The 22,601-nt window shown below is 41.6% G+C and carries 20 protein-coding genes, 1 pseudogene and 1 other annotated feature; of the genes and pseudogenes, 15 read left to right on the top strand and 6 right to left on the bottom strand.

Features of this window, described 5'->3' with window-relative positions; translation table 11 throughout:
* Positions 1-55 precede the first annotated feature (55 nt).
* From BN1875_RS09675 to guaB, 14 genes and pseudogenes are all read left to right on the top strand, one after another.
* Complete coding sequence (locus BN1875_RS09675; RefSeq protein WP_048605317.1) at positions 56-271, top strand: hypothetical protein; 216 nt, start codon at positions 56-58, stop codon at positions 269-271.
* Positions 258-1,211 carry an SPFH domain-containing protein gene (locus BN1875_RS09680; RefSeq protein WP_048604646.1) on the top strand — a complete coding sequence of 318 codons (954 nt, stop codon included), beginning with the start codon at positions 258-260 and terminating at the stop codon, positions 1,209-1,211. The genes BN1875_RS09675 and BN1875_RS09680 overlap by 14 nt, the downstream gene beginning before the upstream one ends.
* A gap of 223 nt (positions 1,212-1,434) precedes the next feature.
* Complete coding sequence (locus tag BN1875_RS09685; RefSeq protein WP_048604647.1) at positions 1,435-2,079, top strand: FusB/FusC family EF-G-binding protein; 645 nt, start codon at positions 1,435-1,437, stop codon at positions 2,077-2,079.
* 126 nt (positions 2,080-2,205) lie between these two features.
* Positions 2,206-3,198, top strand: a complete 993-nt coding sequence (locus BN1875_RS09690) for a LacI family DNA-binding transcriptional regulator (protein WP_048604648.1) — start codon at positions 2,206-2,208, stop codon at positions 3,196-3,198.
* 111 nt (positions 3,199-3,309) lie between these two features.
* Positions 3,310-4,713, top strand: a pseudogene (locus BN1875_RS09695) (sucrose-specific PTS transporter subunit IIBC); the annotation flags it as partial.
* A 19-nt stretch (positions 4,714-4,732) separates the two neighbouring features.
* Positions 4,733-6,142 carry a glycoside hydrolase family 32 protein gene (locus BN1875_RS09700; RefSeq protein ID WP_048604650.1) on the top strand — a complete coding sequence of 470 codons (1,410 nt, stop codon included), beginning with the start codon at positions 4,733-4,735 and terminating at the stop codon, positions 6,140-6,142.
* 290 nt (positions 6,143-6,432) lie between these two features.
* The gene (gene rsmG, locus BN1875_RS09705) at positions 6,433-7,149 is read left to right on the top strand and encodes a 16S rRNA (guanine(527)-N(7))-methyltransferase RsmG (RefSeq protein WP_048604651.1); all 717 of its coding nucleotides are present in this window, start codon (positions 6,433-6,435) and stop codon (positions 7,147-7,149) included.
* 81 nt (positions 7,150-7,230) lie between these two features.
* Positions 7,231-7,995 (top strand): ParA family protein, encoded by a 765-nt coding sequence (locus BN1875_RS09710; RefSeq protein WP_048604652.1) that lies wholly within the window; start codon positions 7,231-7,233, stop codon positions 7,993-7,995.
* Positions 7,985-8,872 carry a ParB/RepB/Spo0J family partition protein gene (locus BN1875_RS09715; RefSeq protein ID WP_048604653.1) on the top strand — a complete coding sequence of 296 codons (888 nt, stop codon included), beginning with the start codon at positions 7,985-7,987 and terminating at the stop codon, positions 8,870-8,872. The genes BN1875_RS09710 and BN1875_RS09715 overlap by 11 nt, the downstream gene beginning before the upstream one ends.
* A 326-nt stretch (positions 8,873-9,198) precedes the next feature.
* Positions 9,199-9,381 (top strand): DUF951 domain-containing protein, encoded by a 183-nt coding sequence (locus tag BN1875_RS09720; RefSeq protein ID WP_048605318.1) that lies wholly within the window; start codon positions 9,199-9,201, stop codon positions 9,379-9,381.
* Between the two features lie 8 nt (positions 9,382-9,389).
* A complete protein-coding gene (gene ychF, locus BN1875_RS09725) occupies positions 9,390-10,490 on the top strand; it encodes a redox-regulated ATPase YchF (RefSeq protein ID WP_048604654.1) in 1,101 nt (366 codons plus the stop codon).
* Between the two features lie 73 nt (positions 10,491-10,563).
* A complete protein-coding gene (locus BN1875_RS09730) occupies positions 10,564-11,256 on the top strand; it encodes a DUF1129 domain-containing protein (protein ID WP_048604655.1) in 693 nt (230 codons plus the stop codon).
* A gap of 127 nt (positions 11,257-11,383) precedes the next feature.
* Positions 11,384-13,138, top strand: coding sequence for a DNA helicase RecQ (gene recQ / locus BN1875_RS09735; RefSeq protein ID WP_048604656.1), 1,755 nt, complete (start codon positions 11,384-11,386; stop codon positions 13,136-13,138).
* A gap of 111 nt (positions 13,139-13,249) precedes the next feature.
* Positions 13,250-14,734, top strand: coding sequence for an IMP dehydrogenase (gene guaB / locus BN1875_RS09740; RefSeq protein WP_048604657.1), 1,485 nt, complete (start codon positions 13,250-13,252; stop codon positions 14,732-14,734).
* 98 nt (positions 14,735-14,832) lie between these two features.
* Here the strand turns inward: guaB and BN1875_RS09745 are convergent, their stop codons facing one another.
* Positions 14,833-16,041, bottom strand: coding sequence for an MFS transporter (locus BN1875_RS09745; RefSeq protein ID WP_048604658.1), 1,209 nt, complete (start codon positions 16,039-16,041; stop codon positions 14,833-14,835).
* Positions 16,042-16,077: 36 nt separating this feature from the next.
* Entirely contained in the window at positions 16,078-16,401 is a 324-nt protein-coding gene (locus tag BN1875_RS09750) for a hypothetical protein (protein WP_048604659.1), read from the bottom strand.
* A gap of 237 nt (positions 16,402-16,638) precedes the next feature.
* Between BN1875_RS09750 and BN1875_RS09755 the strand changes: the two genes are divergently transcribed.
* On the top strand, positions 16,639-17,298 hold the full coding sequence (locus BN1875_RS09755; protein WP_048604660.1) for a Crp/Fnr family transcriptional regulator: 660 nt from the start codon (positions 16,639-16,641) through the stop codon (positions 17,296-17,298).
* A gap of 64 nt (positions 17,299-17,362) precedes the next feature.
* Here the strand turns inward: BN1875_RS09755 and BN1875_RS09760 are convergent, their stop codons facing one another.
* The 4 genes from BN1875_RS09760 to BN1875_RS09775 all read right to left on the bottom strand — a co-directional run bounded on the left by BN1875_RS09760 (position 17,363) and on the right by BN1875_RS09775 (position 22,357).
* Positions 17,363-18,823 (bottom strand): polysaccharide deacetylase family protein, encoded by a 1,461-nt coding sequence (locus tag BN1875_RS09760; protein ID WP_048604661.1) that lies wholly within the window; start codon positions 18,821-18,823, stop codon positions 17,363-17,365.
* A gap of 112 nt (positions 18,824-18,935) precedes the next feature.
* Positions 18,936-20,207 (bottom strand): serine--tRNA ligase, encoded by a 1,272-nt coding sequence (gene serS, locus BN1875_RS09765; RefSeq protein WP_048604662.1) that lies wholly within the window; start codon positions 20,205-20,207, stop codon positions 18,936-18,938.
* Between the two features lie 51 nt (positions 20,208-20,258).
* Positions 20,259-20,454: a binding site (T-box leader), on the bottom strand.
* 48 nt (positions 20,455-20,502) lie between these two features.
* Positions 20,503-21,678, bottom strand: coding sequence for a sensor histidine kinase (locus BN1875_RS09770; protein ID WP_048604663.1), 1,176 nt, complete (start codon positions 21,676-21,678; stop codon positions 20,503-20,505).
* Complete coding sequence (locus BN1875_RS09775; protein WP_048604664.1) at positions 21,668-22,357, bottom strand: response regulator transcription factor CroR; 690 nt, start codon at positions 22,355-22,357, stop codon at positions 21,668-21,670. The genes BN1875_RS09770 and BN1875_RS09775 overlap by 11 nt, the downstream gene beginning before the upstream one ends.
* Positions 22,358-22,601 lie beyond the last annotated feature (244 nt).

Genomic DNA, 22,601 nt, shown 5'->3' on the forward strand with positions numbered 1-22,601 from the left:
GCTATAATGCGGATAAATCGTTACTTGTGGAGGCGCAGTCGTGGTAGATTATCAGATGGAAAAGACATTAGGCAAATGTTTTCGGACAACGACAGGAACGTATACCGGTATCGTTCGAGTGTACGGCAGCTGGTATGATTACAAGGTAGTTGCTGGAATTCCGGATGTAGGAGTGATGTTGGAAGTCGTCGCATATGACGCAAATCAATTGTTGGTACAGGTGAACAACTATCTTATGGAAAGTGATGTGAATTACATTGGCAATTTTTAGTATTATTATCTTGATTTTAGTTATTATCTTAGTCGTTTTTTTGGCTTCACAGATGGTAGTTATCGTGGAACAGGGAGAAGTCAAAGTTGTTGAAAGTTTTGGGAAATACGTGAAATCTTTGGAACCAGGATTGCATTTTTTGATTCCGGTTTTATACAACGTCAAAAGACGGGTTTCTTTGAAACAGATTCCGATTCAAATCGATCCGCAAAGTGTTATTACTAAGGATAATGTTATCGTTGAAATCGACGAAGCAATTAAATACCATGTAACCGATGTGCGGGCATTTGTTTATGATAACCAAAATTCTGTACTCTCAATGATTCAAGATTGTCAGTCTAATCTGCGTGGCATTATCGGGAAGATGGATTTGAATGAAGTGCTGAATGGTACGGAAGAAATCAACGTGGCACTGTACGAAAGTGTTCGGGATATTACGGCGGGTTATGGGCTGTCAATTGATCGGATTAACATTGGGGAAATTTCCGTTTCTGATGAAATCGTTAATTCTATGAATAAATTGATTACCGCCAGTCGGGATAAAGAATCACAAATCACGATTTCTGAAGGCCGCAAGCAATCAGTCATTTTGGAATCAGAAGCCAAAGCCTCTGAAATGGAGATCGATGCTGCTGCTCGGTCGAAGCAAACCAAAATCGATGCCACTGCACGGGCAGAACGTATTCATATTGATGCGCAAGCAGAAGCGGAACGTATCCGTATCGTCACAGAAGCAGAAAAACAACGGATCAAAGAAATCAATCAGGCTATCCAAGACAGTCAACTCAACGATCAAATGCTGGCTTATCTTGGAATTGAAGCTTTTAAACATGTGGTAGAAAACAATGGCAACACGGTGATTTTACCGACTAATATGACAGAGCTGGGAAATGTGCCTGCGTTAAAACAAATTTGGAATGCTGCAGATAGCAATAAATAATAAGTAACAGATGACGTATCTTTTCTTGAAGATACGTTTTTTGTTGCATTTTTTTCAAAAACTGGCTATTATCACCTTTGTAGAAAAAACGAGGAGATAAATTATTTTAGGGGGGTGGTCATGTGATACGTTTCGTATCCTCTGCACCAAAAAGTGTCGCCTGGTAGTGTGATACTTTGGTGCATTTCTTCAAAGTATCACTGGTTTGAAGAAAGGAAAAACAATGCAACCAACAATAAAACCCAATGATTATTTTGCCGTCCAAAAACAAGTCGATCATCTGATCAATACCTATCAATCCGTTAACGATCCGAAGACGGTACAAACGATGCAGGCATTGACGATCGAAAAGATCCAACAAATTCTTGGAGAAACATCAGAAATTTTTAGGAAACTCTCGCCATTTATTTTAGACACGACCTTGACGAAAGCTCGGGCAGAACGCTTTTTTGAGGAAATAAAGGAACATGTGATTCCTTTTGCCCCACCTTCCAACAAGCAAGTGGAAAAAGTATTTCGCAAAACCAAGAAACTAAAAATCCCTGACTGGGAGAGCATGGATCTGCGGGAAAATTCATACATTGGTTGGAATGATCCTGGCAGTCAAAAGAAATTCATCCTACTTTATCAAGAGGATCAGTTGACCGGTGTTTCTGGTCATTTGTCGCCGAATCATTTGAAAAATATTTGCAGCATTTGCAACCACACCGCGACGGTGGCGCTATTTTTAGCAACCACCAAAGAAAGCGGCGACGGCACCTATACGAAAAAAGGCAACTATATTTGTGTCGACAGCCAAGCATGTAATCAGCAGTTGTATGATTTGCAAGCGTTAGAACAATTTGTTCAGCGGGTGAAGAGAAAATAAGGAGACAGGGGGCGTAATGCTTCCTGTTCTTTTTATTGTAATGTTTTTTTGTAATTTTTGTTTCTTAAATTGCTTTCTGTTACACTGAATGAAATAAAACATAGATTATGATTTAGGAGAAAAAAGATGGTTACTATCAAGCAAATTGCAGCTGAAGCAGGCGTCTCTAAAAGTACAGTGTCCCGGTACCTGAATAAGGGCTACGTGAGTCAGAACTCTGCAGAAAAAATAAAAAAAATAATTGATAAATATAATTTTTCACCAAATGAGTTTGCCCGCAACCTTAAAGCGGAGAAAAGTAAATTTATCGGAGTAATCATTCCTCGGATTGATTCTCTTTCAGTCATGGCAATGTTGGAAGGAATCGACCGGCAGGCACGAGCAGCAGGCTACCAAATTTTGATTTCCAACACCGATCTTGAAGAAAAAGGAGAAATAGAAAGCCTTAATTATTTGGTACAAAATAAAGTTGCTGGGATTATTTTAATTGCGACAGAAATCAGTAAAGAACATCTAAATACAGTCCATCAGATTCCGATTCCGGTTATTTTTGTTGGTCAATCGCATAAAGAAGTCTATTCCGTTAACCATGATAATTATTTAGCTGGGAAAAAGTTGGCAACTGCACTTTTAGCGAGTCCTCTTGAAAATGTGGTCTACATCGGTGTATCAGAAAAAGATATTTCAGTAGGTATAGAACGAAAGGCAGGGGTATTAGATACCTTTAAAAAAGCTGGTATCTCGGTAAAAATAATCCATTCTACTTTTCGTGCAGAAGACACGTATCGACTTGGGTTAGAATTGATGAAGAAAGAGGCAAAAGCTTTATATATTGCAGCTACAGATAATATGGCGTTAGGATTGATTAAAGCTGCCCATGAACTGGCACTTCCGGTGGGAGAAACAGTGTCTATTACTGGATTTGGGGGATATGGGTTTGGTGAATACCTATTGCCAAGTTTAACGACAGTTGATTTTCATTATAAAGAAGTAGGGGAAGTGGCTGCTGACAGGCTGTATCAAAAAATTCAAGGACAAGAAATTCCTAAAGAAACGATGATTGAAACGTCTGTTTTATTTAGAGACAGCGCATTCAAAAAAACCGTTGACAATGAATAGGCTTTCATGATACGCTAATATCATCATATGAGACCGTTCCCACATAATGGCTGTTTGTGGGATTCTTTTAAAAAGAATGTGGGAACGGTCTCTCATAAGGAGGAGTTAAATTTGAACAACCGAGAAATTGCAAAAGAAGTAATCCAAGCCGTGGGCGGTCAGGAAAATATCCAAAAGGTTGCTCATTGTGCAACACGATTAAGAATCATGGTCAACGATGAAAAGAAAATTGATAAAGAAAAAGTTGAATCGATTGAAAAAGTCAAAGGGACCTTTTTCAATTCCGGTCAATATCAAATTATTTTTGGTACAGGAACAGTTAATAAGATTTATGAGGAAGTCATTGGTCTGGGAGTAGCAGAAAGTTCTAAAGATAATTTGAAAAATGAAGTAAATAAAACAGGAAATCCTTTCATGCGCATGCTTCGCACATTTGGAGATGTATTTGTACCCATCATTCCTGTATTGGTCGCTACAGGGCTTTTCATGGGATTACGTGGGCTTTTGACTCAACCAGAAGTATTATCTATTTTCGGAACGACACCAGATGCGATTGATCCTCATTTTTTACTGTATACACAAGTATTAACTGATACGGCTTTTGCTTTTTTACCAGCATTAGTAGCTTGGTCCACCTTTAAAGTGTTTGGTGGAAGTCCGATTATCGGAATCGTTTTAGGATTGATGTTAGTGAATCCGGCTTTACCGAATGCTTATGCTGTTGCTGCAGGTGATGCAACCCCGTTGATGTTCTTTGGCTTCATTCCAATCGTTGGTTATCAAGGAACGGTTTTACCGGCTTTCATTGCGGGAATTTTGGGAGCAAAATTAGAACGGCGTCTCCGTAGAGTAATCCCAGATACATTTGATTTACTTTTCACACCATTTCTAACACTGTTAGTGATGAGTATTTTGTCTTTACTAGCAATCGGACCGATTTTCCATTCTATGGAAACCGTAGTTTTGACTGCAACAGAAGTTATTTTAGATTTACCATTTGGACTGGCTGGTTTGATCATCGGTTTTGCTAATCAATTAATCGTTGTAACAGGTGTCCACCATATCTTTAATTTCTTAGAAGTTCAATTATTAGCAAATCTAGGAAATAACCCATTTAACGCAATCATCACTTGTGCAATCGCAGCACAAGGAGGAGCGACTCTTGCAGTAGGAATAAAAACAGATTCGAAAAAATTAAAAGCATTAGCATTCCCATCTGCGTTATCTGCTTTTCTAGGAATCACTGAACCGGCAATTTTCGGGGTGAACCTACGTTACGTTCGACCATTTATCATGGGTCTGATTGGTGGAGCAATTGGAGGATTTGCAGCAAGTTTGATGCAACTTGCAGGAACAGGCATGTCCGTGACGGTTATTCCTGGAACCTTGCTTTATCTTAATGGGCAATTGCTACCATACTTGTTCGTAAACGTACTGTCTATCGGTTCTGGCTTTATCTTAACTTATCTTTTTGGGATCACGAAGGAAATGGTTACTGCCGATAAAGAAATTTTAGCAGAAAGCAAAGTTTTAGATGTTGCTTAGTACAAAAGTAGGAAAAGCAGCCTACGAATTAGCTTTTCATATCGCTCCTTTACATGGTCTGTTAAATGATCCCAATGGACTATGTGAGTTTAAAGGAGTCTTTCATTTGTTTCATCAATGGAATCAGACCGGACTGACCCATGACAATAAATCATGGGGACATCTTACTTCAATGGATTTGGTCCATTGGAGGCGGCATTCTGCAGCGTTAGAGCCTTCTGAATGGTATGATAAAGATGGAATCTACTCGGGATCGGCGATTGAAAAAGATGGAGTTCTGCATGTTTTTTACACAGGAAATGTCATTAATGAAGACAAAACAAGATCTAGTTATCAATGTTTAGCTACTTCAGAGGATGGTTTTCATTTTGAAAAAAGAGGACCAATCTTACCTCATCCAGAGGGGTATACACGCCATGTACGGGACCCAAAAGTTTGGTTTGATAGAAAAAAACAACGCTATCTATTGATTCTTGGTGCCCAGAAACAAACTCGATTAGGAGATTGTCTCCTTTATCAATCAGAAGATTTATACACGTGGGAAGCATTGGGAAGTCTTTTCTCGGAGGAGGAAATTTCCCAGCTTTCACAACGTGGGTACATGTGGGAATGCCCAGATTTGATAACGATTGGTGAACAAGAGTTTCTGATTTTTTCACCTCAGGGATTTGAAGCGGAAGAGTACCGTTTTCACAATCTATATCAAACCGGCTATCTTAAAGTCACAAAAGAAAAGGAAAAATATAAACTTGTAGATGCGCAGTTCAATGAAATAGATTGGGGGTTTGAATTTTATGCTCCCCAGACATTTGAAAGAAATGGCAGTCGAATCCTTTTTGGCTGGATGGGTCCTATGATGGAAGAGGCAGAAAAAAATCTTCCAACAAATGCTCTTGGCTGGATGCATGGATTGACGATCCCCAGAATTCTCTCAACAAAAGAAAATCAATTCATCCAACAACCAATTAAAGAATTGCAGCAGCTTCGCTCACAGAAGAAGTCATTTTCATTGCAAAAAGATTGGCAAATAAGTGTGGACCAACTGACTTATGAAATTCTCTTAGATTTTCCAGAAGGTGCTGAGGATTTTGCTTTCAAAATAAAAAATGAAACGCAGATAAAGTATGAAAAAGAACAGCGAATCCTTTCTTTAACAAGAAGAAATTGGGTGAGTGGTCAATTGGAATCACGCAAGATAAAGCTGACAACAGAACTTTTTCATTTACAAATGTACATTGATGGTTCTAGCTTGGAGCTGTTTGTTAATGAAGGTGTGGCAGTGGCAACAAGTCGATTCTTTGAAGAAGGAGCGCTCCAACTCACCTATCAAGGTGAAAACAATGGAAAGAGTATTCTTTATGCTTTAGATACGTCTCAAGTGATGGAAGGGTTAGAATAAAATAAATCAACAAAGTAGAGAGAAATGTTCCCTGCCTTGTTGATTTTTTTGTTCATTTTCAACTGGCTAGTATGCAAAAGTATGCTAGCTCAGTTAATGAAAAGAAGTGGGCTGTTTCATAGTCGCTTTTACATCTAAGAATTATAAGGAGTTATTCAATAAGTTCCGCCAGTTCTTCAACTGCTCTTAGTAAATTTTCCCACAAACCATTGCAGAAACAGCCCATTTGCGTTAAAGTAGAGGAAGTCGTGAAACAAATATTTGTTTCACAAAAAAGAGAGGAAAACGAGATGTTACCTGAAGAATTTCAGCAACAATTGCTGCAGCAGCAGATCATTTTAAGCGACAAGCAAATGGCGCAGTTTCACCGCTACTTTGAGCTGTTAGTCGAATGGAACGAAAAAATGAATCTTACCGCTATCACGGAGCAAAAAGAAGTCTATCTCAAACATTTTTACGATTCCTTGACGTTGGCGCTGACGGCGGATTTCACGAAAGAAGTCGCCTTGTGCGATGTGGGTGCCGGAGCAGGGTTTCCAAGTATTCCTTTGAAAATCGTTTTTCCGCAACTATCGGTTACGATCGTAGATTCCCTGAACAAGCGGATCACCTTTTTAACCCATTTGGTACAGGAATTAGGCTTAGAAAATGTTCATCTGTATCATGATCGGGGAGAAACATTCGGTCAAAACAAGCAGTTTCGCGAAACTTTTGACTACGTGACGGCCCGTGCAGTGGCTCGTTTGAATGTATTGGCAGAATTATGTCTGCCCTTGGTGAAGAAAAACGGCACCTTTTTTGCCCTGAAAGCCGCAAAAAGCGACGAAGAATTAACTGAAGCCAAACCGGCGATTGCGCTGCTTGGCGGCAAGTTTATCGAGGAACGGGCGATTCCGCTGCCGATTACCGGTGACGAGCGCCATATCATTGTGATCGAAAAGAAAAAAGAAACACCTAAAAAATATCCCCGCAAACCGGGGCTGCCCAATAAACAACCAATCAAATAATGCCGTAAAAATTTTTCCGGCAAGACCAGAAGATGAGAGTGTTTTTCTGATCCATTTGACCAACTAATAGGAGGAAACTTGATGGGAAGAATTATTTCTGTCGCAAATCAAAAAGGCGGGGTCGGTAAAACGACGACTACCGTGAATCTTGGCGCTTGTCTGGCTTATGCCGGCAAAAAAATCCTGCTTGTGGATATCGATGCGCAAGGCAATGCAACAAGCGGTGTGGGTATTCGTAAACCAGATGTCGTGAAAGACGTGTATGATGTGTTGGTTAACGAAGAACCAATCAAGCATGCGATTTTACCAAGTTCTCGCGAAAATTTAGACATCGTACCGGCAACGATCCAATTAGCCGGTGCCGAAATTGAATTGACTTCCATGATGGCGCGGGAATCACGGTTAAAAACAGCATTGGAAGAAGTCAGAGACGAATATGATTTTGTATTTATCGATTGCCCGCCTTCATTGGGACATTTGACAATCAATGCGTTTACAGCCAGTGATTCGATTTTGATTCCTGTTCAATGTGAATATTATGCGCTGGAAGGTTTGAGCCAATTACTGAATACGGTGCGTTTAGTGCAAAAACATTTTAACCCAACGTTGAAAATCGAAGGGGTTTTATTGACGATGTATGATGCCCGCACGAATTTAGGGGCAGAGGTAGTGGAGGAAGTTCGCCGCTATTTCCAAGAAAAAGTTTATGACACAATCATCCCAAGAAATGTCCGTTTGTCAGAAGCGCCAAGTCATGGGTTGTCGATTGTTGATTATGATTTGCGGTCAAAAGGTGCTGAAGTGTATCAAGCTCTAGCAAAGGAAGTGTTAGCTCGTGAAAAATAAAGGCAAGGGCTTAGGTCGCGGCATCGATGCATTGTTTCAGGATTTTGCCAACTTGGAAGATGTGGATGTCAAAAAAGAAGCAGTTGTTGAGATTCCGCTGAATGAATTGCGTCCCAACCCCTATCAACCACGAAAAACATTTGACGAAGCCTCGTTACAGGAATTAGCAGCGTCCATTGCCCAATCTGGGGTTTTTCAGCCAATCATCGTGCGCAAATCAGCAGTGAAGGGCTATGAAATCATCGCAGGTGAACGTCGTTTCCGGGCATCAAAATTGGCGGTCAAAGAAACGATTCCGGCAATTATTCGTGAGTTTGACGAAGAAGCGATGATGCAAGTCGCTGTTTTAGAAAATTTGCAGCGGGAAGATTTGAATCCTTTGGAAGAAGCTGAGGCTTACGACATGTTGATGAAAAATCTCAAGCTGACCCAAGCAGAAGTAGCCGAACGTTTAGGGAAAAGTCGCCCTTACATCGCCAATTATCTGCGACTGTTGACTTTACCGAAGCTGGTCAAGGAAATGGTTCAAGATGAACGACTATCGATGGGACAAGCCCGTACCCTGTTAGGTTTGAAGAAAAAAGATCAAATCCTGAAGCTTGCCAATCGTTGTGTGAAGGAAAACCTGACTGTCCGTCAACTAGAACAGCTAGTGGGACAAATGAACGAAGCCAAAGAAGAAAAGAAAACGCCGCGAATCGCCAAAGTCAAACCTTATTATTTACGGGAAAGCGAAGACCGTTTGATGGATAAATTCGGTACAAGTGTCGAAATCCAAGAAAAAGACGGCAAAGGAAAAATCGAGATCGAATACCTTTCGCAAAATGACCTGACCCGCATCCTGGATATTTTGGATATCCACTTTGACGAAGCCTGATAGTGTGACTATAAACAAGAATGTCAGTTCCACTTTTATCAAGTAATCTAGTAGAATGATATGCGTCGTGAAATCGGAAGAAACATCAAAAAAAATTTCTACCTTACTATGAACAAGAATGTCAGTTCCACTTTTATCAAGTAATCTAGTGGAATGATATGCGTCGTGAAAAACGGAAGAAATTTCAGAAAAAATTTCTATCTTACTATGAACAAGAATGTCAGTTCCACTTTTATCAAGTAGTCTAGTGGAATGATATGCGTCGTGAAAAACGGAAGAAATTTCAGAAAAAATTTCTACCTCACTATGAACAAGAAGGTGTTTTAATGTATGATTTAGGTGATATTGTAGAAATGAAAAAACCCCATGCTTGCCAAGCCAATCGCTGGGAAATCATCCGCATGGGGGCAGACATTAAAATAAAATGTACCAATTGCGGCCACATCGTAATGTTGACCCGTCGCGATTTTGAAAAGAAAATGAAAAAAATTCTAGAAAAGAAAGTGTGAAGGAAATCATGGCATTAACCGCCGGAATCGTTGGCTTGCCTAACGTTGGAAAATCAACTTTATTTAACGCAATCACAAAAGCAGGAGCAGAAGCAGCAAATTATCCTTTTGCAACGATCGATCCCAATGTGGGAATGGTAGAAGTACCAGACTGGCGCTTGCAACGCCTGACTGAGCTGGTGCATCCGAAAAAAACAGTTCCTACAACCTTTGAATTTACTGATATTGCGGGAATCGTCAAAGGTGCCAGCAAAGGGGAAGGCTTGGGAAACAAATTCCTTAGTCATATCCGCCAAGTGGATGCGATTTGTCACGTGGTTCGCTGTTTTGATGATGAAAACATCACTCACGTAGAAGGACGTGTCGATCCCTTAGACGACATTGACACCATCAATTTGGAGTTGATTTTGGCTGATTTAGAATCCATCACCAAACGTTACGATCGCGTAGCAAAAGTTGCGAAAACCAAAGACAAAGAAGCCGTTGCCGAATTGGCTGTTTTGGAAAAAATCAAAGTTGCATTAGAAGCCGGAAAATCCGCCCGCAGTGTGGAATTTACCGATGAGCAACAAAAAATCGTTAAAGGGCTATTCCTATTGACCAGCAAACCCGTCCTTTACGTGGCAAACGTGGCAGAAGACGAAGTAGCTGATGCCGACAACAACCATTATGTACAGGAAGTCCGCAATTTTGCTGCGACTGAAAATGCAGAAGTCATCGCTGTTTGCGCCCGTGCAGAAGAAGAAATCGCTGAATTGGATGATGAAGACAAAGCTGATTTTCTTGAAGCGATGGGCATCGAAGAATCTGGGTTGGATCAATTGATTCGGGCAGCCTACGATTTATTGGGCTTGGCAACCTATTTTACTGCCGGAGAACAAGAAGTTCGGGCTTGGACCTTCCGCAAAGGAATGAAGGCACCACAAGCTGCCGGTATTATCCATACCGATTTTGAACGGGGCTTTATCCGAGCTGAAACGGTTTCCTTTGAAGATCTTGACAAATATGGCACAATGCACGCCGCCAAAGAAGCAGGACGGGTCCGTTTAGAAGGAAAAGACTACGAAGTGCAAGACGGAGATGTCATGTTGTTTCGTTTTAATGTCTAAAAACACTATCATACGAGGAAATGGTATGGTAAAATTGCCTCTGGAAATGTCAAGAGCGAAGGGAGAATAACAAATGGAGCCAGAAACTCTGCGCACATATGTTTCAGAAAATCGTGAATTAGAAAAAGAACTAACAAAACGTAACCAACAATACATCTTTGATTTGAAAAAATCTTTGGATGCTGCCAATCTTTCTGAAGAAGAAAAAACGATTGCGCTGCATGAAATGCTGCCGGTTTTAGTAAAAGAACAAAAAGGGGGCAAAACTGCCCGCCAATTGTTCGGTACTGTCTCTGAACGAACCGAAGCTATTCTAAGTGCACCTGCCGAAAAAGAGGAATCTTCTCCGGTTTTGATGTGGCTGGATAATACCCTGTTATTATTGGGACTTTTCTCCGTCATGATCGGTCTGATGTCCTTTATCGCCAAAGGTCAAGGTCAATCTTACGGAATGCTGGCACTCTTGCTTGCCGCTATGGTCGGCGGTTGGGTCTTCTACCTGATGTACAAATACATCTATCAGTATGAACGCAAAGGTGCTGACAAGAGTCAACGACCAAAATTATGGAAGACCATCTTATTGCTGGTACCATCCTTCTTATTATGGATTATTGTTTTCAGCAGTTCGCCTTTGTTGCCAAAAGCCATCAATCCGGTTCTCGATCCAATCATTACAATCGTCATCGGTGCCGCAGCCTTTGGTTTGCGTTACTATTTAAAGAAAAAATACCACATCGTTGGCAGCCTATCCGTGCCAAGAAACTAACGTCGAAAATTTTCGACGTTTTTTTGATAGGTGAAAGAACCTCACGAATCCGTTTTGAAAAGAAAATCAATGGAGAGGTGGGTTCTTTCCTTTTTTTGCGTATAATAGAACCAAAGGATGGGATGATTTGGAATTAACAACATTATTAAAAGAAAAATTCGGCTATGATGCCTTTCGTCCGGGACAAACAGCAATCATCGATCAAATTTTACATCATCAAAACGTGTTGGGCATTATGCCAACAGGTGGCGGAAAATCGGTTTGCTATCAATTGCCGGCACTGGTTTTAGAGGGCTTGACCTTGGTTATTTCCCCCTTGATTTCTTTAATGAAGGATCAAGTGGATGCATTGAACGATATGGGAATTCCGGCAGCGTTTATCAACAGCACCTTGAGTGTACCGGAAATGAATGAACGGCTGCGTTTAGCCGTGGACGGCAAGATCAAATTGCTGTATGTCGCCCCGGAACGATTGGAATCTTATGAATTTCAACAACTGCTGCGGCATGTGCCGATTGAATTGCTAGCGGTAGATGAAGCCCATTGTATTTCACAGTGGGGGCATGATTTTCGCCCCAGTTATTTGAAATTGGCGGAAACGATTCAGCAGTTTGATCAGCGCCCGGTGGTAGTAGCACTGACGGCCACGGCGACTCCGCAAGTTGCGGAAGATATTTTGCAACGGTTGCAGATTCCCCCAGAAAATAAAGTGATGACCGGCTTTGCCCGAGAAAATCTGGCTTTTCAAGTGATTAAGGAACAAAAAGATACCTATCTGCTGGAATATCTGCGGGTGAATCGGGAGCAAGCCGGCATTATCTATGCCAGCACCCGGAAAGAAGTCGAACGACTGTATCACTTATTAAAAAGCAAAAAAATTGCGGTTGGCAAATACCATGGCGGCATGAACGAGCAGGAACGTTCTCAAAACCAAGAAGATTTTCTTTTTGATCGTATTCAGGTCATGGTGGCCACCAATGCTTTTGGGATGGGAATCAATAAGAGCAATGTCCGGTTTGTGATCCATGCGCAGGTTCCCGGTAATTTGGAATCTTATTATCAGGAGGCGGGTCGTGCCGGTCGAGATGGCTTGCCCAGTGAAGCAATCTTATTGTTTGCTCCTCATGATTTGCAGATTCAGCAATTCTTTATTGATCAGTCGGAAATGGCGATTGATTACAAACAAAACGAATATTTAAAATTGCGGGAAATGAGCCAGTATGCCCATTCGCAAATCTGCCTGCAACGTTATATCCTGCGCTATTTTGGCGAGGACGGTCCCGATTGCGGCCGTTGCAGCAATTGTTTGGATGAGCGGGAAGTAACAGATATCACCATCGAAGCACAAAAAGTTCTGTCTTGTGTCAAACGGATGGGGGAGCGTTTTGGGAAATCTCTTGTAGGAAAAGTATTGACCGGCTCAAAGGATCAAAAAATCAGCCAGTGGCATTTTGAAAGACTGCCCACATATGGTTTGATGAAGGACTGGAGTCAAAAAGAAGTGGTTCAACTGATTGATTATTTGACTGCTGCCGGTTTTTTAACACCAACGGAAGGACAGTTTCCCATGTTGAAGGTCTCTGCAACCGGTGTCGAAGTCCTGCTGGGCAAACAGAAAGTTACTCGCAAACAAACGACGGTCAAAACGATTGTGGAAAATACAGAATTGTTCGAACAACTGCGACGGTTGCGAACCGAATTGGCGCAGGCACAAAATCTGCCACCGTACGTGATTTTTTCTGATAAAACGTTGCAGGAGCTGGCAGAAAAACAACCCCAAACAACATTGGATTTTTTGCAGATCAAAGGGGTCGGTCAAAACAAACTGGAAAAATATGGCACCGCCTTTCTGGAAATCTTAAAAGACAGCGGCAATTCTTAATAAATCCTACTTTTTTTGCCAATAAAATGAGAATTTATTTTGATTGTTTGACTTGTCTGATTTTTTCTGTTAATTTCATAAATAAAATTAAATTTGAGGAGTGGTACGGAAATGTCCAACTGGGAAACAAAATTCGCGAAAAAAGGTTTAACTTTTGATGATGTCTTGCTGATTCCGGCAGAAAGTCATGTTTTGCCAAACGAGGTAAGTATGCAAGTGCAGTTAGCCAAAAACATTCGATTGAATATCCCAATCATCAGCGCCAGTATGGATACCGTAACGGACAGTAAAATGGCGATTGCCATGGCTCGTCAAGGTGGGCTGGGTGTCATCCATAAAAATATGAGCATCGCTGCGCAAGCTGACGAAGTGCGAAAAGTGAAACGTTCGGAAAGCGGCGTAATCATTGATCCTTTCTTTTTGACGCCGGAACATTTGGTGGCGGATGCGGAGCACTTGATGGCAAAATACCGAATCAGCGGGGTGCCAATCGTTGAAACGATGGAAAACCGCAAATTAGTCGGAATCATCACCAACCGTGACATGCGTTTCGTGACGGATTATCGAATTCCTATCGCAGAAGTCATGACCAAAGATGAATTAGTAACGGCGCCTGTTGGTACAAAATTAGCGGATGCGGAAAATATTTTACAGAAACATAAAATCGAAAAATTGCCAATCGTGGATGAAAATAACCGCTTAAGCGGCTTGATTACCATCAAAGATATTGAAAAAGTCATCAAATTTCCTAATGCGGCCAAAGATGAACATGGTCGTTTGTTAGTAGCGGCGGCAGTTGGCGTAACCAGTGACACCTTTGAACGGGCGCAAGCCTTGCTGGATGCTGGAGCAGATGCCATCGTGATCGATACAGCTCACGGTCACAGTGCCGGAGTGATTCGTAAAATCAAAGAAATTCGCGAAACCTTCCCACAAGCAACGTTGATCGCTGGAAATGTGGCGACAGCAGAAGCAACCAAAGCCCTTTATGATGTCGGTGTCGATGTTGTCAAAGTGGGAATCGGACCTGGGTCAATTTGTACGACACGGGTAGTAGCCGGTGTGGGTGTTCCCCAATTAACTGCGATTTATGATGCAGCTTCTGTGGCCCGTCAATATGGCAAATCAATCATCGCAGACGGCGGAATCAAGTATTCCGGTGATATTGTCAAAGCTTTGGCAGCCGGTGGACATGCAGTTATGTTAGGCAGTATGTTGGCAGGAACAGACGAATCCCCGGGTGAATTTGAAATCTATCAAGGTCGTCGTTTTAAAACATACCGAGGAATGGGTTCGTTAGGCGCAATGGAAAAAGGCTCCAGCGACCGTTATTTCCAAGGAGGCGTTAACGAAGCCAATAAATTGGTCCCAGAAGGAATTGAAGGACGAGTTGCCTATAAAGGCAGTGTCTCAGACATCATTTTCCAAATGACCGGTGGGTTGAAATCCGGTATGGGTTATGTGGGTGCAGCCAATTTGGAGCAATTGCGGGAAAATGCACAATTTATCCAAATGAGCGGCAACGGCTTGAAGGAATCCCATCCTCATGACGTACAAATCACCAAAGAAGCACCAAACTATTCCGTTGAATCTTAAAAACTGAGAATCTAACAAAACCCCCGCAGCAGTTGCTGTGGGGGTTTTTTGATGGTACAAATCAATTTTCGATAAAAAGGAAAGAAGTTTCCGTCTAATTATTCAGCGACAGACTCCGATACGGCTTCGCTTTTTTCTTTGGTGCTGACGGTTTTTTTATAAAAAATAGCATATAAAACCGTGCAAAGAATTGGAATGATCGCTGAAAATAGATACAATCCGGAAAATGATAGGAAGCTGCGTAATTCACCCATAAGGTAAGGACCAACACCTAAGCCCAGATCCAAACCGATGAAATACGTGGAAAGAGCGATCCCAATCCGATGGCTGTTGACCTTTTTCAAACAAATCGCTTGTCCATTTGACATGAAAGTACCGTAACCTAAACCGATAAAGGCACCAGCCAGCAGTAGCATCCAGCTAGCAGAAGTAAAGCTCAACACGATCAACCCTAAAGATAAAAAGAGATAGCTGGGATACATGACATAATTTTCTCCCTTGGCATCAAAAATTCTGCCGGACAATGGTCTGGTAAAGGTAATGACTGTAGCATAGACCACGAAGAAGAAGGAGCTGGCTGTTACTAAATGGATGACTTGTGCGTAGGAAGAAAGAAAAGCCAACACACTTGAATAAGCCAAGCCAATCAAAAAGGCGATAAAGGAAATAAACAAGACCTTGTATTCGATAAAGCTGTCTAAAGACCATTTATTCAATAATGCCCGATGTTCTTCAGATAAGGTAATATTTTTTACCGGCATCATGAAACAACCAATGGTGGTAAATAAGATCAAAAGAACGGAGAAAAGAATAATGAAATAAAAATTGGTGGTATTCAGCAAAACCATACCAAGGAAAGGTCCGATGGCTGCTGCTAAACTGGTACTTAATCCGTAATAGTTGATGCCTTCGCCGTTTTTGGATTCTGGGATATAGGCGGTAACAATCGCATTCGTTGCAGTGGATACCGTTCCATAAGCAAATCCGTTTAAGAAACGTACCAGATACAAAATAGCAATGGTTGGCATATAAAAATAAGCAAGGGTGGTCAGCAGGTAAAATACCGCACCAAAACGCAAGACGGCTTTACGACCGAATAATTCCAGTTTCTTCCCAACATAAAGCCGGGCAAGCAAAGTGCCGATAATGTAAATCCCAGAAGCAAGTCCGGCTTGTCCGGGGGTAGCTCCAAGATGATCTTGTGCGATAACGGCGATGATGACCATCAAAAGATAATAAACCAAAAAGACGATAAAATTGATAACAGTGATACTAATAAATCCTTTATTAAATAATTTTTCTTCCATTACGGATCATTCACTCCAATAAGTTTTAGTTTCTTGTTAAAAGGCTGGGTGCAGACGCATATCAAAATCGACCGTTGCAGTTTCTTCCTGACAAACGTTTTTCAGTTGTTGGATTTTTTGTTCCACATCGGCATAGTTTGAAGGGTAGCGATCCACCAGCTGACGAATAAACAAATCCCGAGTTTCCATGAAGCGTGCCAAGATTTCTCGCTGTTCTTTCTCCTCTGTTAGGGGTTGTGTTCGCAAAAGCAAATATTCTTGGTAGGCATCGTTGAGGAAAACCAACGCAGCTTCCCGGTCAAAACGTGCCCGGTAGGCAGCTTCTAGCCGGTCAATTAATAATTCTGTCCATTGTTCCATAGTAAAAACCTCTTTTCTTTTTTCTTTACGAGTGTCACTATACCAAGACAGAAACCAAAAAAAATGCGACTTTGCTGTTTTTTTTCGGTAATGACAAAAGGAAGAAACCTAAATCAACAACATTTGTTACTATTTTTTGTAAATTTTCAGAAATAATTATTAGTGTATCTTATGAGTACATCTGTTATTATAGGTTGAGAAAAAGTTGTTTATTAGAAAAAGGGAGTGCACCAAAAAATGGATAGTAAGGTCTTAAGTGACTATCTGAATGAACACTCATTTCCGATCATTGTGAAGGAAAAGAAGAAATATCTGATTTATGAAGGATTACAGGACAAGCATGTCTATATTTTGAAGAGCGGGGTAATCAAGACCAGCGTGATCTCAAAGGATGGACGGGAATTCAACATTGAATACATCAACGGCCTTGAAATCGTCTCCTTGTTAAAAGACGAGTATTCCCAATTTATCGATGCCCCCTTCAATATTCGGGTGGAATCAGAAAAAGCCGAGCTTTATCGCATCGACCGGGTGGAATTTTGGAAACACATCAACAGTAATCTGGAGCTGCAAAATTACGTTAAAGATTATTACCGGCTGCGTTTGCTCCATTCTATGAAAAAAATGCAGCAGATGCTGATGAACGGCAAATTTGGGGCAGTCTGCGCACAGATCTATGAACTCTACGATATGTTCGGCGTTGATGTGGAGGGAAAAGGAATTTTGATCGATTTTGTCGTCACCAATGAGGAAATCGCTCGTTTTTGCGGTATCGCAGCGGCCAGCTCTGTCAATCGAATGATGCAGCAATTAAAAGAAATGGGTGCCATCGCAGTAAAAAATCGGCGTATCTGGATCAAGAATCTGGAGATTATCAAAGAAAACATTATTTTTTAACAACTTCAGCAATTATTCAAAAAAGGCTAAGGGCTGCGGAATTTCCGCAACTCTTAGCCTTTTCTTATTCAACATAACGTTCGTCTGTCATACCGAAGTATTGATGGAGAGGTTTTTGTTTGCCCGCCAATAAAGTATCGATAGTGACAAATTCATACCCCTGTGCTTGCAGGGTATCGATGATGCCGGGAACTGCCGCAATCGTTTCAGAGTGGATATCATGCATCAGGATCATGGCCCCGTTATAGGCACTGCCTGTCACCCGTGGCGTAATGATCGCTGCGTTTTTGGATTTCCAGTCTTCAGAATCAATATCCCATTGAATGATCGGCTTGCCGATCGTTTTTGCGGTTGCTCCATCAATTGCGCCATAAGGAGGGCGAATATTTCGTGGCAATATTCCGCTGGCTTCAAAAATCGCCTTGTCGGTCTTGCGAACTTCTTCTTGGACCTGTTTGGCATTTAAAGTCGTCAACTGAGGATGGGAATAGGAATGACTGGCAACTTCATGGCCTTCCTCGTGGACACGTTTTACCAATTCTTGATTGGCAGACACATTTTCACCCAGCATGAAGAAGGTCGCCTTAGCATTTTTTTCCTTCAGAATATCTAATAATTTTGGTGTCGTCACACCATTTGGCCCGTCATCAAATGTCAGTGCAATATATTTTTTCTTTGGATCGATGACCGGCAAGGCATCTTTCACTGTTGCCGGATCCACCAGCTGCGTATTGACATAAGCTGCAATATCTTTGTAAGCCAAGGTGATGGTCGATGTTCCCGTGTCATTTTTTGGCAAGGAGATCGTCAGATTTTCTGGTGTATAAGTGATCTCATTATCAAAACTGATCCGAGGCATAGTCAAAACCTTGTCGATCATTCCTTTTTCCTTTGAAGCATCCAGAATTTTTTGTTGGATCACTTGCTGAATACCCAAAAGATCTGCTTCGGAAGGGATAACATCTTTGATGGCAACCGCCTTACCGGTTTTTTGTGAGACATAAACTGGGGCTTCGCTAAGACCTTTGGCTTGTTTAAAGGTATTTTCTTTTTCGTTCCACCGATAATGCTCCGCCACTAATTGGTAGGTATCCAATTGATCGGTCACATGCTTGACAGCAACTTTGCTGACAAGAACCGCCATTTCATCTGCTTTGACCTGTTTTTTGATTTGATTGGCAAGTGCGGTTAATTTTTTATCTGCATCAGGAATCGGACTGTCATTTTGTGGGGTGTAGATCACCAATTTGACCTGTTCGTTTCCTTTAACGGTTTTCTTATTCGCTAATCCGCTTTGATCCCGTTCTTCTTGAATATCTGCCAACAAGCTTTTGGCGCTGTCGGTAAAGTGTTCCATCGCCTGGGCTTGATGCTGCTTCATTGAAAAAATCGAATAGCCGCCAACAAGGACGAGAGCTACAAATAAAATACTGATAATCGTAAAAATATTTTTTCCAGTGTTACTTTTTTTCGGCTGTTGGCTATGGCGCTGGCTACGGGTCGAATAGTGCTGATTTTCACTCATTTAGAGACCTCCGTAAAACAATAGAAATTATTAACTGTAACGGCATTGTAACATCTTTGTAACATTCCTTCAAGCCCAAGAGACAAACAAAAAATTAAATTAACGATCGTTATTATTTGATGACCGTGACGCCGCCCATGTAAGGAACTAAAACATCCGGTACCGTGACGCTGCCATCTGCATTTTGGTAGTTTTCCAACACAGCTGCCACTGTCCGACCAACGGCTAATCCAGAGCCATTCAAGGTATGGGCGTAATGAATTTTTCCATCAGCATCCCGGTAACGGATCATGGCGCGTCGTGCTTGGAAGTCTTCACAGTTAGAACAAGAGCTGATTTCCCGATAGGTGTCTTGCGCAGGAATCCAGACTTCAAGATCGTAGGTTTTTGCGGCAGAAAAGCCCATGTCTCCGGTTGAAAGAGCGACAACCCGATAAGGCAAATGTAATTTTTGCAAAATGTCTTCAGCATTGTTGGTCATTTTTTCTAATTCTTCATAAGAATGGTCTTCATCACTGAATTTGACCATTTCTACTTTGTTGAATTGATGCAAACGAATCAGACCACGGGTATCCCGACCGGCACTACCGGCTTCTGAACGGAAAGAAGGGCTCAAGGCGGTCACAGAGATTGGCAGCTCTTTGCCATCTAAAATTTCACCGTTGTAAAAGTTTGTCAAAGGAACTTCCGCCGTAGGGATCAATGTCAAATCTGAATTTTCTAATTGAAAGACATCTTCTTTGAATTTTGGAAATTGTCCTGTCCCAAACATAGCATTGCTGTTAACGATGTATGGTGTCATCATTTCAGTGTAGCCGTGTTCGTAGATGTGTTGATCCAGCATAAAGTTGTATAAAGCACGTTCTAGACGTGCACCAAGACCGCGGTAATAAACGAAACGACTGCCGGAAACCTTTGCTCCCCGTTCAAAATCGAGAATACCTAATTTTTCTGCGATATCCCAGTGTGGTTTTGGTTCAAAATCAAAGGTTCGGGGTGTTTCCCAGCGGCGGACTTCCACGTTGTCCTCTTCGTCTGCCCCAACAGGTACAGAATCAGCCGGCAAATTTGGCAAAGTGGTCGTGATCGTTCGCAGTTCTTCATCAATTGCGGCGATTTCCTCGTCGAAGGCTTTGATTTTCGTCCCGACTTCCTTCATTTCAGTGATTTTATCTGCTGCATCTTGCTTCGTCCGTTTCAATTGTGCGATTTCTGCAGAAACGTCATTGCGGTATTTTTTTAAATCTTCCGATTGAACCAGCAATTGACGGCGTTTTTCATCCAATGTCAAAAAGCGGGTCAAAATTTCTGCCGGTACGCCTCGTGTACTTAATTTCGTTTTTACCTCTTCAAAATTTTGCCGAATCATTTTTACATCTAACATTTTCGTTCCCCCTATAAATTATAAATAAAAAAAACTCCGCCCCAAAGCTATGCTTGGGACGAAGTAACGATCGCGTTGCCACCCAAGTTCAACATTTCTGTTGCCCTTGAAGACTTGTAACATAAGTCAAACGTTCCTTCTTTCGAAAGACCCATTGAGAAGTGGATTCCAAATCGCCCCTTACTGATTTGCACTACCCATCAGCTCTCTGAAAAAAAGAAGATTTGTACTAGGTTCTCTGTATTTTAGCTCTTTTGTTTGTACTAAGAATAACGAAAAAAATCTCCTTCGTCAACTATTCCTTTTTTGCCATTGCGCTATTGCGCTTGATAGGTAGATGGATGATAAAGGAAGTCCACTGGGGCGTAGATTTTGCATAGATATAGCCGCCGTGCAAGGCGACAATACTTTGGGAGATCGCCAGCCCTAAACCGGTGCCGCCAGTTTCCTGATTGCGGGATTCCTCCACCCGATAGAATCGGTCAAACAACGAATCCAGCGCATATTTCGGAATCATTTCCCCATTGTTTTTAACCACCAGCACAGCTTCTGTTCCGGCTTTTTCCACTTCAATGATGATTTGTGTGGCACCTTTGCCGTATTTCAGGGCATTGGTCAGTAAATTGTTAAAGACCCGCACCAGTTTTTCCGTATCACCATCCATGATCAATTGCGGAGCATCAGCCACCGTCTGAATCTGCACACCTTTTTTACTGGCTTCCAGTTCAAAATCCACAGCAAGTTGTTCCACCAGTTGAACCATATCAAAACTGGTCATGTTGATAGGGACACTTGGTTGCCGAACCTTCGTGTATTCAAAAAGATCCTCCACCAGCGACTTCATTTGCTTGGCTTTGACGTAAGCGGTGTGGGTATATTTCAGCAAATCTTCTTCTGAATGATACTGCCGATCCTCGATCAGCCCCAAATATCCGATGATCGAAGTCAAAGGGGTACGAATATCATGACTGACATTTGTAATCAACTCATCCTTAGATTTTTCGATTCGCCGCTCATCTTCGATTGCAGCCACCGTACTGTCTACCAGCCCATTGATACTGGAAACAACCCGATTCAAGTCTCCCCGTAGTTCAAAGGGAATGCGGTGATCGTAATTGCCGTTAGCGATGTAGTGCAGCTCGCTGATAATATGCCGCAGCTGCATTTGCCGATACCGGCGAATCAATCGCCAATACAAAACCGCCACATCAAGAATCAGAAAAAGCGGCAAAATAAAATTGCGGCCATTCCAAAAAATGTCAGAATCCAAGCGGCTGGCAAAAATATTTTTTGAATCCCAAATAGCATCTGTCAATGAAGGGGAGCTGTTGATGACAGAAGAGAGTACCACCAAAACGGCGACATTTAATAGTAACAATAAAATAATCGTTACGATTCCTTCTGCAAATAACTCGCTGATTTCCTTTGAGGTCAACGTGATATGTTTCTTTTTTTCGGTTTTATTTTGCATCTATCTTGTAGCCGACCCCCCACACAGTTTGAATGACCTTTTCGCCATCCGTCGCTTCCTCGATTTTATCTCGCAAATGACTGACGTGTACCATGACGGTTTTGGCAGAAACCACACTTTCTTGTTTCCAAACCCGTTCAAAAATTTCGTCGGCACTAAAGACCCGATTAGGATGAGAGGCTAGGAGATACAAAATGCCAAACTCCAACGCTGTCAGTTGGATCTCTTTACCCTCCACCGTTTTGACTTCGTGGGAATCTTTGTTGATAATCAGGGAGCTGACCTCCAATACATCTGGTTGTTCTGGTTTGACCTGCATGCTGGTTCGGCGCAACAAAGATTTGACTCTGGCCATTACCTCTAAAGGATTGAAGGGCTTCGTCACATAATCATCTGCTCCAGCCACCAAGCCTTTGATTTTATCCATGTCAGTAGTTTTGGCAGTCAACATAATAATTGGAATCTGCGACTCTTTCCGTAGTTCCTTCACTACTTGCATCCCATCTTTTTCCGGCATCATAATATCTAAAATCAGTAATTCAATATCCGGCGTCGTGCGAATCTTCGAAAGAGCCTCTTTGCCATCATAAGCTTTTACCACTTCATAGCCCTCGTTGTGGATATAAATGCTCAGTAGTTCAACAATTTCCTTGTCATCATCAGCAACTAATATTTTCATAAATAAATTCCTCCTACTATATAATGTCAACTTTTCCTTCTTCACAGCTTAATAGTATCAAAAAAAAGCAAAAGTAGACACTTAAAGCCATTTTTGATGCGATACTTCCGATTTATAAACAGCGAATGATTCTTCCATATAGAAAAAACACGAACGTTTATTTTGAAAACAACAAAATCATCGGAATAAAAAAGAATAAAACGAATAAAAAAACCATTATTTTCTATTACAAACGGATTCTTAA

Origin of the sequence: Enterococcus massiliensis (genome assembly GCF_001050095.1) — a bacterium.
Lineage (GTDB): Bacteria > Bacillota > Bacilli > Lactobacillales > Enterococcaceae > Enterococcus_C > Enterococcus_C songbeiensis.

Excerpts from the sequence above, each read along its gene's own strand:
- rsmG (WP_048604651.1), top strand. The coding sequence starts at position 6,433 with ATGTTACCTGAAGAATTTCAGCAACAATTGCTGCAGCAGCAGATCATT.
- BN1875_RS09675 (WP_048605317.1), top strand. The coding sequence starts at position 56 with ATGGAAAAGACATTAGGCAAATGTTTTCGGACAACGACAGGAACGTAT.
- BN1875_RS09755 (WP_048604660.1), top strand. The coding sequence starts at position 16,639 with ATGGATAGTAAGGTCTTAAGTGACTATCTGAATGAACACTCATTTCCG.
- serS (WP_048604662.1), bottom strand. The coding sequence starts at position 20,207 with ATGTTAGATGTAAAAATGATTCGGCAAAATTTTGAAGAGGTAAAAACG.
- BN1875_RS09770 (WP_048604663.1), bottom strand. The coding sequence starts at position 21,678 with ATGCAAAATAAAACCGAAAAAAAGAAACATATCACGTTGACCTCAAAG.
- BN1875_RS09700 (WP_048604650.1), top strand. The coding sequence starts at position 4,733 with ATGTTGCTTAGTACAAAAGTAGGAAAAGCAGCCTACGAATTAGCTTTT.
- BN1875_RS09760 (WP_048604661.1), bottom strand. The coding sequence starts at position 18,823 with ATGAGTGAAAATCAGCACTATTCGACCCGTAGCCAGCGCCATAGCCAA.
- guaB (WP_048604657.1), top strand. The coding sequence starts at position 13,250 with ATGTCCAACTGGGAAACAAAATTCGCGAAAAAAGGTTTAACTTTTGAT.
- ychF (WP_048604654.1), top strand. The coding sequence starts at position 9,390 with ATGGCATTAACCGCCGGAATCGTTGGCTTGCCTAACGTTGGAAAATCA.
- BN1875_RS09685 (WP_048604647.1), top strand. The coding sequence starts at position 1,435 with ATGCAACCAACAATAAAACCCAATGATTATTTTGCCGTCCAAAAACAA.
- BN1875_RS09775 (WP_048604664.1), bottom strand. The coding sequence starts at position 22,357 with ATGAAAATATTAGTTGCTGATGATGACAAGGAAATTGTTGAACTACTG.
- BN1875_RS09720 (WP_048605318.1), top strand. The coding sequence starts at position 9,199 with ATGTATGATTTAGGTGATATTGTAGAAATGAAAAAACCCCATGCTTGC.
- BN1875_RS09730 (WP_048604655.1), top strand. The coding sequence starts at position 10,564 with ATGGAGCCAGAAACTCTGCGCACATATGTTTCAGAAAATCGTGAATTA.
- BN1875_RS09750 (WP_048604659.1), bottom strand. The coding sequence starts at position 16,401 with ATGGAACAATGGACAGAATTATTAATTGACCGGCTAGAAGCTGCCTAC.
- BN1875_RS09690 (WP_048604648.1), top strand. The coding sequence starts at position 2,206 with ATGGTTACTATCAAGCAAATTGCAGCTGAAGCAGGCGTCTCTAAAAGT.
- BN1875_RS09745 (WP_048604658.1), bottom strand. The coding sequence starts at position 16,041 with ATGGAAGAAAAATTATTTAATAAAGGATTTATTAGTATCACTGTTATC.
- BN1875_RS09710 (WP_048604652.1), top strand. The coding sequence starts at position 7,231 with ATGGGAAGAATTATTTCTGTCGCAAATCAAAAAGGCGGGGTCGGTAAA.